Genomic DNA, 12463 nt, shown 5'->3' on the forward strand with positions numbered 1-12463 from the left:
AGGTAGTACCTCAGCACCGCGAGGTAGTACCCCGGTCGCGCGGGGTAGTACCCCGGTCGCGGGGGGTAGTACCCCGGTCGCGGGGGGTAGTACCCGGGTTGCGCGGGGTAGTACCCCGGTTGCGGGGGTTCGTACCCGCGGTACTACGTCGCGGGGTGGGTGGTTCCTCCGGGCCCGGCGAGCTCGTCCTCCGCGACGGCGCACAGGTCCGTGCCGGCGTCGACGTCGCGCAGGTCGCACGCGACCCGGCGCATGAGCAGGCGGAAGGAGTGGCGCTCCTCGGGCGAGAGCGTCCGCAGGAGCGCGTCCTCGGCGTCGCGCACCTGCGTGGCGAGCTCGGCGAGCCGACGGCGCCCGAGGGCCGTCGCGACGATGCGACGCGCCCGCCGGTCGGCCGGGTTCTGCTGCCGCTCGACGAGCCCGGCGGCGACGAGGTCGTCGACGAGGTAGGTCATGACCGTGCGGTCGATGCCGTGGCGCTCCGCGAGCGCGAGCTGGGTGGGCTGGTCGCCCTGGACGACGGACACCAGGACCTGGTACCCGCGCGTGCCGTGCGGCACGTCGACGAGCGCCTCCTCGACGGTCGCACGGTAGGCGCGCAGCAGGACGCCGAGGTGCCAGCCCAGGTCTTCGAGGTGCCCGGGCGTCGGCGCGAGGGCGGGGCCGTCGTCGGGCGTCCCCGGGTGCGTCGTCGGCTCTGTGGACGTGGACATGCGCCCAGGGTACCGCGGGAATGCTGTTGCGCCACCTATCTGTTACGGATATGTTCTGCTCGACAACACATCTTCGGATCGAGGACGCATGGACTACGGCCACGAGCTCCGCTTCGGCTCCTTCATCACCCCGTCGGCGGCGTCACCCCGCGACGTCGTCGACCTCGCCGTGCTCTCGGAGCAGGTCGGGCTGGACCTCGTGACGTTCCAGGACCACCCGTACCAGCCGGGCTTCCTCGACACGTGGACCCTCATGAGCTGGGTCGCGGCCCGCACCGAGCGCGTGCGGATCGCCGGCAACGTCCTCAACCTCCCGCTGCGCCCGCCGAGCGTGCTCGCACGGTCCGTCGCGAGCCTCGACCGGCTCTCGGGCGGCCGGGTCGAGCTCGGTCTCGGCGCGGGCGGGTTCTGGGACCCCATCGTCGCGATGGGCGGCGAGCGCCTCACGCCGGGGGAGAGCGTCGAGGCCCTCGACGAGGCGATCGACGTGATCCGCGGGCTGTGGGACACGTCCACCCGCGACCGGCTCGTCGCCGGCGGCGAGCACCACCGTGTCGACGGCGCCAAGCGCGGACCTGCGCCCGCGCACGACGTCGAGATCTGGGTCGGTGCGCTCAAGCCGCGCATGCTGCGCCTCGTCGGCCGGACCGCGGACGGCTGGCTGCCGTCGCTCGCCTACCTGCAGAGCTTCGAGGCCCTCGCGCGCGGCAACGCGGCGATCGACGACGCCGCCCGAGACGCCGGGCGCGACCCCTCCGCGATCCGCCGTCTGCTCAACGTGGGTGGCCGTTTCACGGCCGATCGTGGCAGCGGCTTCCTCCAGGGGCCGCCGCAGCAGTGGGCCGAGCAGGTCGCCGCCGTGACGCTCGAGCACGGCGTCTCGACGTACGTCGTGGCGGGCGACGACCCGACGACGCTCGCCGTCGTCGGCCAGGAGGTCGCCCCCGCGGCGCGCGAGCTCGTCGCAGCAGAGCGCGGCACGACCGGTACCGCGGGAGCCAGCAGCACCAGCAGCACCAGCAGCACCGCCGAGGAGGCCTGAGCATGACCGACTACGGCCACCCCCTCCGGTTCGGCACGTTCGTCACACCCCTCGCCGACGATCCCGACCTCACCGTCGCGCGGGCCGTGCTCGCGGAGGACCTCGGCCTCGACCTCGTGACGTTCCAGGACCACACGTACCAGCCGCGGTTCCTCGACACGTGGACCCTGCTGACCTACGTCGCGTCCGCGACCGAGCGGATCCACGTCGTGCCGAACGTCGTCAACGTGCCGATGCGCCCGCCGGCCGTGCTCGCGCGCGCCGCGGCGAGCCTCGACCTGCTGTCGGACGGCCGCGTCGGGCTCGCCCTCGGCGCCGGCGCGTTCTGGGACGCGATGGAGTCGATGGGCGCGCGGCGTCTGTCGCCCGGCGAGAGCGTCGACGCGCTCGCCGAGGCGGTCGACGTGATCCGCGCGATCTGGGGCGAGGACGTCGCTCGCGCCGTCCCCGCGGGTTCGCGGGGCGGCGTCCTGCTGCCCGGCGAGCACCACCGCCTCGAGGGTGCCGAGCCCGGGCCGGCGACAACGCGTCGCATCCCCGTGTGGCTCGGCGCGCTCGGGCCGCGCATGCTGCGGCTGACCGGTCGGGTCGCCGACGGCTGGCTGCCGTCGCTCGGGCGCATCGGGACCGACGGCCTGCGCGCGGGCAACGCCGCGATCGACGCCGCCGCGGCCGCGGCCGGCCGCGACCCGCGCGAGATCACGCGCGTCCTCAACGTGTCCGGCGTCTTCAGGGCAGACGAGGCGCCGCCGCGCGGCACGGGTCGCCCCGACCTCGTCGGGCCGCCGGAGGCGTGGGTCGAACGGCTGCTGCCGCTCGTGGTGGAAGAGGGCGTCTCGACGCTCGTCCTCGCGTCCGACGACGAGGCCACCACCCGTCGTTTTGCCGAGGAGGTCGTGCCGGCGCTGCGGGCGGCGGTCGAGCGCGAGCGCACGGCGACCGGCACGGACACGAGCCGCGTCGTCCCGGCCGCGGTGCGCGGGGCGCGTCGACCCGGCATCGCGTACGACGACGTCCCCGCCTCGCTCGCCGAGCGCGCCGTCGAGCCCGGCGACGCCCAGCACGCGGCCGTGCGCTCGACGTACCTGCGCGGCGGCTCACCCGGCCTGGTGCTGCGCCCCCGCGACACGTCCGAGGTGGTCGAGGCACTCGCGTTCGCGCGTGCCCAGGAGGTCACGCGGCGCGTCCCGCTGTCGGTCCGCTCCGGCGGCCACGGGATCAGCGGGCGCTCGACGAACGACGGCGGGATCGTCGTCGACCTCGGCGCGCTCGACGGGATCGAGGTGCTCGACGAGACGACCCGGCTCGTGCGGCTCGGGCCAGCCGCGCGCTGGGGTGATGTCGCGACGGCGCTCGCGCCGCACGGCTGGGCCATCACGTCGGGCGACTCCGGCGGCGTCGGGGTCGGCGGCCTCGCGACCGCGGGCGGCATCGGGTGGCTGGGCCGCGCGCACGGCCTGACGATCGACCACGTGCGCGCCGTGGAGATGGTGCTCGCCGACGGGTCGGTGGTCCGCGCGAGCGACACCGAGAACCCGGACCTGTTCTGGGGCGTGCGCGGGGCCGGGGCGAACCTCGGCGTCGTGGTGTCGTTCGAGCTCGTCGCCGACGAGGTCGGCGCGGTGGGGTTCGCCCAGATGGTGCACGACGCGTCCGACACCGCGACGTTCCTCGAGCGATGGGGCGCCGCCGTCGAGGCGTCGCCGCGCGACACGACGAGCTTCCTCCTCATGGGCCGCCCGCGGCCGGGCCAGCCGGTCGTCGCACAGACCATGACGATGGTCGACTCGGACGACCCGGACACCGTGATCGAACGCCTGCAGCCGTACGCGGCGATCGCGCCGCTCCTCCAGCAGGCACAGGCGCAGATCCTGCCGTACGCCGCCGTCGTGCAGGCGCCGCCGCGCGGGCCGCACGCCGGATCTGGTGAGCCGGTGGCTCGGTCCGGCCTGCTCGAGCACCTCACGCCCGCCGCGTCGGCGCGGCTCGCGGGCCTCGTCGCGAGCGGTGACACGTACTTCTTCCAGATCCGCTCCACGGGCGGGGCGGCGTCGGACGTCCCCGCCGACGCGACGGCGTACGCCCACCGGTCCGCGAACTTCGCGGTGAGCGCGATGGGCGCGAGCCGCGCACGTCTCGACGCGCGCTGGGACGCGATCGCCGACGTCTTCTCGGGCTCGTACCTGAGCTTCGAGACCGACCCTCGCCCAGAACGGGTCGAGGACGCGTTCCCGCCCGCGACGCTCGACCGGCTGCGCGCGCTGAAGCGCCGCGTGGACCCGGGCAACCTCTTCCGCGACAACTTCCCGGTGCTCGGCCCGGACGCCCTGGACCTCGCCCCCGCGAGGTAGTACCTCAGGAACGCGAGGTAGTACTGCGGTCCAGCGAAGGCGGACCGCAGTACTACCTCGCGTTACCGGGGTACTACCTCGCGTTACCGGGGTACTACCTCGCGTTACCGGGGTACTACCTCGCGTTACCGGGGTACTACCTCGCGTTACCGGGGTACTACCTCGCGGGACCGGGTGCTACCTCGCAGGACCGGGGTAGTACCTCGCGCTACCGGGGTACTGCTTCGGCGCCGGCCGGGCTGTCCTCCGGTGCCCGACGGCGCACGTGCAGCACCGCGTGGACGGCCAGTCCGGCGAGGATCGCCCAGAACGCCGCGCCGACGCCCCCGACGCTCACTCCCGCGGCGGCGACGAGCAGCGTGACGACGGCGGCCTCCCGCCCCCGCGGCTCCGCGAAGGCCCCTGCGAGCGCACCACCGAGCGCGCCGACGAGCGCGAGCCCCGCGGCCGCCTCGACCAGGCCGGGCGGTGCGGCGGCGACGAGCGCCGCGAGCCCCGCCGACGCGACGGCGAGCACGAGGTAGGCCCAGCCCGCGGTGTGGGCGGCGACCCACCGCCGCCGGGCGTCTGGGTGGGCCTCCGGCCCGGCGGCGAGCGCGGCGCTGATCGCGGCGAGGTTGATCGCGTGCCCGCCCGCGAGCGCCCCGGCGAGGGTCCCGAGCCCCGTCACGGTCATGGCCTCGCGCCACGGCACGCGGTAGCCGAACGACGCCATGACCGCGACTCCCGGCACGTTCTGCGACGCCATCGTCACGACGTAGAGCGGCACCGCGAGCCCGACGACGGCCTGCCACGAGAGCGCCGGGGCGGTGAGGTCGAGCCGGGGGACGGCGTCGGACCATGCCGGCGCGCCGGCACCCGCTGCCGTCACCACGACGATCGCGAGCGCCACGACGAGCGCCACCGGGGCGGCCCACCGTGGCGCGAGGCGCAGGAGGACGAGCCAGACCGCGACGACCGGCGCGACGAGGAGCGGCAGGTCCACGAGCGCGCGCACCGGCGCGAGGCACAGCGTGAGCAGGACCCCGGCGAGCATGGCCTGCGCGACGGGCCTCGGGATGGCGCCGACGAGATCGCCGAGCCGGGGCCACAGGGCGGTGAGCAGCACGAGCGCGCCCACGAGGCAGAACGCCCCCACCGCTGCCGGCCAGCCGCCCGCGATGGCACCCGTCGAGACGAGCAGCGCCGCGCCCGGCGTCGACCACGCGAGCGTGATCGGCGTCCGGTGGCGCCACGTGAGCCACAGGATGCCGACGCCCTGCGTGACGCACAGCGCGAGCAGGCCGGACGCCGCCTGCTCGGGCGTCGCGCCCACGGCCCGCAGCCCGGCGAGCACGACGGCGAACGAGCTCGTGAATCCGACGAGCGCGGTGACGAGCCCCGCGAGGACGGGCGGGGTGCGGTCGGACGGCATGCGGTGCTCCTGGATCGTTCCGTTTCCGGAACGCTATCAGGCATCGTTCCGGAAACGGAACGGTAGGCTCGGGTGCGTGAGCCACGACGACGCGTCCAACGACCGGGAAGAGGTCGCGCACGCCGTCGCGCGACAGCTCCGGGCGCTCCGGACGGAACAGGGCCTGTCGCTCTCGGGCCTCGCCGCCGCCGCCGGCATCGGGAAGGGCTCGCTCTCGGAGATCGAGCAGGGTTCGCGCAACCCCACGCTCGCGACCCTCTACGCCCTGGCCGGGGCGCTCCACGTCCCGCTCGCGGTGCTGCTCGCGGAGCGGGTCGGCACGCAGGTCTCCTCGGAGGGTGTCACCGCGCGCCTGCTGGACGCGCACCACGTGCCCGACAGGACCGCGGTCGAGGTGTACCACCTGCACCTCGACGCGGGCTCGCGCCGGACCTCGCCCCCGCACGGCACGGGCGTCGTCGAGCACCTGCTCGTCACGGACGGGCGGCTGCGCGCCGGGCGCGTCGGCGCCGAGGCCGAGATCGGCGTGGGCGACGAGCTGCGCTGGGTGTCCGACGTCGAGCACTCCTACCAGGCGCTCGGCGGCCTGTCGGTGGACGCGGTCCTCGTCATCAGGACGCCGCCCGGCGCGGAGGCCTGAGGGGCGCGCGCGAGGAACGCCGCGCGCGTCGTCGCCATGAGGGTGAGCAGCGCGCGCCGCTGGCCCTCCACGCGCCACGCCTCGACGATCCCTCGCGCCACGCGCTCGTGCAGGAGCGCGAGCTCGGTGGCCGCCTGCTGGTAGTCGCGCATCGCGCGGGCCGCGCTCGGCCCGGCAGTGCGGCGGGCCCACTCGCGGGCCTGGCGGCGGGCGGCGAGCGTCGAGAGCATCGCGAGGTCGGGCGGCCCGACGAGGCCGGTCGCCTGGTACGGCGCGAGGTTCCGGGCGATCGTCGCGACCGTGCGGCGGCGGTCGGCCACCAGGACGGCGACCAGCGTCGCGAGCACACCGAGGCCCACGAGGTAGGCGAAGCCCAGGCCGAGGAGGCCGAACCCGGTCGAGCCGTTCCACAGCGCGTGCAGCGCGATCGCCGCGACGAGCCCGCCGATCGGCGCCAGGACCCGCCGCGGCCCGCGCGGGGTCATGGCCGCGCTCGCGACGCCGAGGCCGATGAGGGCCGTGCAGAGCGGGTGGAGCAGCGGCGAGACGACGGCGCGCAGCACGAACGTCGGGCCCAGGGTGTCCGTCTGCGCGGCGGTGATGAAGTAGGAGACGTTCTCGACCGCGGCGAACCCGAGCGCGACGACCGTCGCGTAGATGATGCCGTCGGTCCACCCGTCGATCTCGTGCCGTCGGAACCACAGCATCCCGAACAGCACCGCGCCCTTGAGGATCTCCTCGACCACGGGCGCGACGACGGTCGCCACCGCGTACCAGCCGGTCTCCGCGCCCAGCAGCGGGCCGGCGACCAGCTCGAGGCCGAGCGTGTTGACGATCCCCGCGAGGAGCGTGGCGACGCCCGCGCCCCAGAGGAACGCGACGACGAGCGCGCTCGGCGGCTCGGGCTCCAGGCGGTCGAGCGCGAGCACGACGGGGAGCCAGATCCCGAGCGGCAGCAGCGCGAGCACGAGGCTCAGGCCGAACGACGCGCCGTCGAGCAGGGCGAGGGGGACGAGGCCGAGCAGGAGGCACACGCTCGACACGGCGATCGCGACGATGAGGCCGACGGGCGCCTTGCCGGGCAGCCGCCCGTCCAGCACGGCGCGCGGGTCGAGGGGGAGCGGGCCGGGCCCGTGCGGCGGGAGTCCCGGCGTGCGGCCGGGCTGCGGGTGCGTCACCCGCGGGATCGTACGCACCCGGCGCCGGTCCGGACAGGGCTGTCCAGCCGGGTCAGGTGCCGAACCCCGGCTTGTGCCGCCATCAGCCGCCCGAGGGGCACGCAACCCGGGGTTCGGCAGGCGAGCCCGTCACCGCTACGCGGCCTGCGACCACGCGGCGCGCCCGGCTGCCCGACGGCGCACGGTCGCGTCCTCCTCGACCACCGCGTCCGGCAGGACGACCGCTCCCGGCTCGACGACGACGTGCCCTCCGACGCGCGCGCCGCTCCCGACGCGGGCGCCGTCGCCGACGCGCGTGCCCGGACCGAGGCGGACGTTGTCGCCGACGGTGACGTCACGGCCGACGACGCAGTCCTCGTCGAGCCAGCTCCCGACACCGACGCGACAGCCCGGCCCGATCCGCACCCCGGCCTCGACGTACGTGCCGTCGCCGAGGGGGACGTCCTCGGGGACGTGGGCGCGCGGCGAGACGAGCCCGCCGCCGGTGTGCCGGACGTAGTGCTGGATCTCGCCGAAGTCGTTCTCGACCTGGACGCGACGGGCGACGCGGCGGCGGGTTCCGCGGGCAGGCTGGACCATGTGACCTCCTCGGGTCGGCTCGACAGGTTCTGCCTGACATAACGCCGATCCGGGGCGCAGGATTCCGGCGCACGGCGCCGGGTGGGTCACAGCGCGCGGGTGCTCGCGCGGACCACGAGGTCGGTGGGAAGCCGCAGGTGGGCGTCGCGCGGCCGACCCTCGAGGAGGTCGACGACCATGCGCAGCGCCGCGGCACCCATCTCGTGGATGGGCTGGCTGACCGTGGTCAGGGGCGGGCTGGCGAGCACCGACTCGGGCACGTTGTCGAACCCGACCACCGAGACGTCGTCGGGCACCCGCAGGCCGAGCTCGGTCGCGACCTCCATCGTGCGGATGGCCGACAGGTCGTTCGCGGCGAAGACGGCGGTCGGCCGGTCGGGCAGGGACAGGAGCTCGTGCGCGGGGGAGTCGGCGAGGTCGGGGCGGTAGCCGCCGACGCGCATCAGCGCGGGGTCGACCGCGATCCCCGCGTCCTCGAGCGCCTCGCGGTAGCCCTGCTCGCGGAGCCGCGCGGACTCGAGGTCCGGCCGGCCGCCGAGGAACCCGATGCGGCGGTGGCCGAGCGCGAGGAGGTGCTCGGTCGCGGCGCGCGCGCCCGCGAGGTTGTCGGAGTCGACGGTGGGGGCCCCGGACGGGCCGCGGTGCGGGTCGACGGCGACGACCGGGACCGTGCCGCTCGGCGCGACCACGGTCGGAGTCACGAGGATCGCCCCGTCGATGAGGGTGCCGGCGAGCCGTGACAGGTAGCGCTGCTCCCACCCGACGCGGTCGTCGCGGCGCAGCCCGCCGGAGTACGCGAGGAGCTCGTAGCCGGTGTCCTCGACGGCCTCGGAGATGCCCTTGAGGAGCTCGGTGGAGAACGGCTCGAACTCGGCGACGAGGATCCCGATGACGTTCGTGCGGCGGCTGCGCAGGCTGCGCGCGACGATCGACGACTCGTACCCGAGGTCGGCGATGACCTCGTGGACGCGCGCGGACGTCTCCGGCGCGACGCCGTACCGGTCGTTGATCACCTTGGAGACGGTGGCCACGGAGACGCCGGCGGTGCGCGCGACGTCGCCGATGGTGACCCGCCCGGACGCTCGCATGGCATGACCCTAGCGCCTGCCCGCCGGGCCGGGCTGTCGCGACACCGGTCGGACCACGATGTTTCGAAACCGTTATCGACAACGATTGACACGACCCTGCGCGGCCTGCCAGTCTCGGATGCACCCGCTGCCGACGACGTGCGGCGGAACGGTCCCGGACGGTGCAGGGACGGACCTGCAGTCTCGACTCGACGAAGAGGACGGATCCCATGAAGGCAAGGAAGCTCCTGGCGGTCTCGACCGCCGTGGTCGTCGGAGGGCTCGCCCTCGGCGCGTGCGGCGGGGGAGACGGCGGCGGCGCGGACGACGGCTCGACGGCAATGACGTTCTGGCACAACTCGACCACCGGCCCCGGCAAGGCCTACTGGGAGGACACCGTCGCCGCGTTCGAGGAGGCCAACCCGGGCGTGACGATCGAGATCCAGTCCATCCAGAACGAGGACATGGACGGCAAGCTCCAGACGGCCCTCAACTCGGGTGACGCGCCCGACATCTTCATGGCCCGTGGCGGCGGCAAGCTGGCCGACGTCGTCGAGGCAGGCCAGGTCAAGGACCTCACCGACCTCGTCGACGCGGACGTCGAGGAGGCGGTCGGCGGCGCGCTGAGCGCCATGACGGTCGACGACAAGGTGTACGGCATGCCCGTGTCGATCCTGCCCGGCGGCCTCTTCTACAGCGCGGACCTGTTCGAGCAGGCCGGCGTCAGCGGCACCCCGGAGACGATCGAGGACCTCGAGGCGGCGGACGACCAGCTCAAGGCGGCAGGCGTCGCCCCGATCGCGCTGGGCGCCAAGGATGCGTGGCCCGCGGCGCACTGGTACTACTTCTTCGCCCTGCGGTACTGCTCGCAGGACACCATGACCGAGGCGGCCGAGACCCGCACGTTCGACGCGCCGTGCTGGACCGAGGCCGGCGAGGCGCTCGCCGACTTCGCCGCGACCGAGCCGTTCAACGACGGCTTCCTCACGACGTCCGCCCAGCAGGGCGCCGGCTCGTCGGCGGGTCTGCTCGCCAACCACCAGGCTGCGATGGAGCTCATGGGCGCGTGGAACCCCGGCGTCATCGCGTCCCTCACGCCCGACGAGCAGCCGCTGCCGGACCTGCAGTGGTTCCCCTTCCCCGCCGTGGACGACGGCGAGGGCGAGCCCGGCGCGATGATGGGCGGCGTCGACGGGTACTCGTGCTCGGCCGACGCCCCGGACGCGTGCGCCGACTTCCTCAACTTCGTGCTGTCGAAGGAGTCGCAGGAGGCCTACGCCGACGCGTTCCAGACGCTCCCGGCTAGCACCGAGGCGCAGTCCGTGGTGACCGACCCCGCGCTCGTGTCGATCCTCGAGGCGTACAACGAGGCCCCGTACGTGTCGGTCTGGCTCGACACGCTCTACGGCCAGAGCATCGGCAACGCGCTCAACACGGCCGTGGTCAACATGCTCGCGGGCCAGGGCACCGCAGCGGACATCGTCACGGCCGTCAACGACGCGGCCGCCAAGGAGTAACCAGCACCATGACCGTGTCCCAGGGCATGTCTCAGGAGGCAGCCTCGCCGAAGGGCTCGACACGTGGGGACCGGCAGGACCGAGCCGGGGACGGGGGCGGTGCGCAGGCACCGACCCCGCCCTCGGCGGCCCGGCCCCGACGGGGCCCGGACGGTCGGTGGGCGAAGCGCGCCGAGATCGCGGTGCTCGCCGGGCCGGCGCTCGTCGTCTTCCTGACGTTCGTCATCGTCCCGGTCCTCATGGCGGCGTACTACGGCTTCTTCAAGTGGAAGGGCTTCGGGCCGCCGACGGAGTTCGTCGGTCTCGACAACTACCTCATCATCTTCCGCGACGCCGAGTTTCTCGCCGCGCTGCAGCACAACGGTTTCATCGTCGTCATGTCGCTGCTCCTGCAGGGGCCCGTCGCGGTCGCGGTAGCGCTCATGCTCAACCGGCGGATCCGCGGCCGCTCGATCATCCGCGTGCTGGTGTTCGTCCCGTACGTCGTGTCCGAGGTGATCGTCGGCACGGGGTTCAGCCTCATGCTCGCGACGAACGGCGCGGTGAACGACCTGCTCGGCAAGATCGGGCTGGACGTCCTCGCGGTCGACTGGCTCTCCGACCCCGACATCGCGATCTGGACGCTCCTGCTCATCATCTCGTGGAAGTACATCGGCTTCGCCGTGATCCTCTTCCTCGCCGGACTGCAGGGCATTCCTGACGAGCTGGCAGAGGCCTCGGCGATCGACGGCGCGTCCTACTGGACGACGCAGCGGTACATCACGCTGCCGCTCCTGGGTCCGACGCTGCGCATCTGGGCGTTCCTGTCGATCATCGGCTCGCTCCAGCTCTTCGACCTCGTCTACATCATCTGGGGCCAGTACGTGGCCTCGACGGCGGGCACCTCGACCATGGCGACCTACATGGTCGCGAACGGGCGCAACGCGGGGAACTACGGGTACGGCAGCGCGGTCGCGGTCGTGCTGTTCCTCATCTCGCTCGCGGTGGCGCTCGTCTACCAGCGGTTCGTCCTGCGTCGTGACACCGAGGGCGCGATCACGGAAGGGAAGAAGTGATGGCCACCGTCACCGCCGCACCCACCCCGCCCCGCGCGCCGGGAACCGCGGCGCCCCGGGCTCCGAAGGGCTCCGGCATCGGCAGGGGCGGTCCGCTCACGTACGTCGTCGCGTACCTGCTCGTCGGGATCTGCCTGGCACCCATCGCGTACATCGTGGTGGGCGGCTTCCGGACGAACGCCCAGATCACGGCGGACCCGTCCGGCCTGCCCAGCCCGTGGCAGCTCGAGAACTACCTCGACGTCCTGTCGAGCTCGATCTTCTGGCAGCAGCTCGGCAACTCGGTCGTCGCAGGCCTGCTCACGACGCTCGGCGTCGTGGTCCTCGGGCTCATGGCGAGCTACGTGCTCGCGCGGTACGCGTTCTTCGGCCGCGCCGCGATGTACTCGCTGTTCGCCGCGGGCCTCATGTTCCCCATGACGGTCGCGATCACGCCGCTGTACATCATGATCCGGAGCCTGGGCCTCATGAACAGCGTCGGCGGGCTGGTCCTGCCGCAGATCGCGTTCGCGCTCCCGACGACCGTGATCATCCTCGTGCCGTTCCTGCGCGCCATCCCGCGCGAGCTCGAGGAGGCCGCGTCGATCGACGGCGCGAGCCGGCTCGGGTTCTTCTTCCGGATGGTCGTGCCGCTGTCGGTGCCGGGCGTCGTGACCGTCGGCATCCTCGCGTTCGTCGCGAGCTGGAACAGCTACATGCTGCCCCTCTTCATCCTCAACGACGAGACGTCGTACACGCTGCCCCTCGGCGTGCAGGCGTTCGCGTCCCAGTACTCCGTGGACACGGCCCGCGTGCTCGCCTTCACGTCCCTGTCGATGATCCCCGCGCTCGTCTTCTTCTCGTTGTTCGAGCGACGCATCGTCGGCGGCCTCACGGGCGCCGTGAAGGGCTGAGGCCCGCCCCATCT

General features: G+C 73.7%; 11 protein-coding genes. 6 read left to right on the forward strand and 5 right to left on the reverse strand.

The window, feature by feature from the left end; all coding sequences use genetic code 11:
- Positions 1-143: 143 nt before the first annotated feature.
- Positions 144-713, reverse strand: coding sequence for a MarR family winged helix-turn-helix transcriptional regulator (locus NFS20_RS01035; RefSeq protein ID WP_251149899.1), 570 nt, complete (start codon positions 711-713; stop codon positions 144-146).
- 88 nt (positions 714-801) lie between these two features.
- Between NFS20_RS01035 and NFS20_RS01040 the strand changes: the two genes are divergently transcribed.
- Entirely contained in the window at positions 802-1755 is a 954-nt protein-coding gene (locus NFS20_RS01040; protein WP_353050399.1) for an LLM class flavin-dependent oxidoreductase, read from the forward strand.
- Positions 1756-1757: 2 nt separating this feature from the next.
- Positions 1758-4106 (forward strand): LLM class flavin-dependent oxidoreductase, encoded by a 2349-nt coding sequence (locus NFS20_RS01045; RefSeq protein WP_251149900.1) that lies wholly within the window; start codon positions 1758-1760, stop codon positions 4104-4106.
- Positions 4107-4314: 208 nt separating this feature from the next.
- Here NFS20_RS01045 and NFS20_RS01050 read toward each other — a convergent pair whose 3' ends face one another.
- On the reverse strand, positions 4315-5520 hold the full coding sequence (locus tag NFS20_RS01050) for a benzoate/H(+) symporter BenE family transporter (protein ID WP_251149901.1): 1206 nt from the start codon (positions 5518-5520) through the stop codon (positions 4315-4317).
- A gap of 76 nt (positions 5521-5596) precedes the next feature.
- On the opposite strand from NFS20_RS01050, the gene NFS20_RS01055 reads away from it, so the two are divergent.
- Complete coding sequence (locus NFS20_RS01055) at positions 5597-6160, forward strand: helix-turn-helix domain-containing protein (protein ID WP_251149902.1); 564 nt, start codon at positions 5597-5599, stop codon at positions 6158-6160.
- Here NFS20_RS01055 and NFS20_RS01060 read toward each other — a convergent pair.
- The 3 genes from NFS20_RS01060 to NFS20_RS01070 all read right to left on the reverse strand — a co-directional run bounded on the left by NFS20_RS01060 (position 6088) and on the right by NFS20_RS01070 (position 9005).
- Positions 6088-7338: a PrsW family intramembrane metalloprotease gene (locus tag NFS20_RS01060; RefSeq protein WP_251149903.1), complete on the reverse strand. Its 1251-nt coding sequence runs from the start codon at positions 7336-7338 to the stop codon at positions 6088-6090. The genes NFS20_RS01055 and NFS20_RS01060 overlap by 73 nt on opposite strands.
- A gap of 135 nt (positions 7339-7473) precedes the next feature.
- Complete coding sequence (locus NFS20_RS01065; protein WP_251149904.1) at positions 7474-7917, reverse strand: transferase; 444 nt, start codon at positions 7915-7917, stop codon at positions 7474-7476.
- Positions 7918-8003: 86 nt separating this feature from the next.
- A complete protein-coding gene (locus tag NFS20_RS01070) occupies positions 8004-9005 on the reverse strand; it encodes a LacI family DNA-binding transcriptional regulator (RefSeq protein WP_251149905.1) in 1002 nt (333 codons plus the stop codon).
- 209 nt (positions 9006-9214) lie between these two features.
- Between NFS20_RS01070 and NFS20_RS01075 the strand changes: the two genes are divergently transcribed.
- Genes NFS20_RS01075 through NFS20_RS01085 form a run of 3 tightly spaced genes read left to right on the forward strand, consistent with a single transcriptional unit; the run spans position 9215 to position 12449 of the window.
- On the forward strand, positions 9215-10501 hold the full coding sequence (locus NFS20_RS01075; protein WP_251149906.1) for an ABC transporter substrate-binding protein: 1287 nt from the start codon (positions 9215-9217) through the stop codon (positions 10499-10501).
- 8 nt (positions 10502-10509) lie between these two features.
- The gene (locus NFS20_RS01080; protein WP_251149907.1) at positions 10510-11556 is read left to right on the forward strand and encodes a carbohydrate ABC transporter permease; all 1047 of its coding nucleotides are present in this window, start codon (positions 10510-10512) and stop codon (positions 11554-11556) included.
- Positions 11556-12449, forward strand: coding sequence for a carbohydrate ABC transporter permease (locus tag NFS20_RS01085; RefSeq protein WP_251149908.1), 894 nt, complete (start codon positions 11556-11558; stop codon positions 12447-12449). The genes NFS20_RS01080 and NFS20_RS01085 overlap by 1 nt, the downstream gene beginning before the upstream one ends.
- The last annotated feature ends 14 nt before the right edge of the window (positions 12450-12463 follow it).

This window comes from Cellulosimicrobium sp. Marseille-Q4280 (genome assembly GCF_943181405.1).
GTDB lineage: Bacteria > Actinomycetota > Actinomycetes > Actinomycetales > Cellulomonadaceae > Cellulosimicrobium.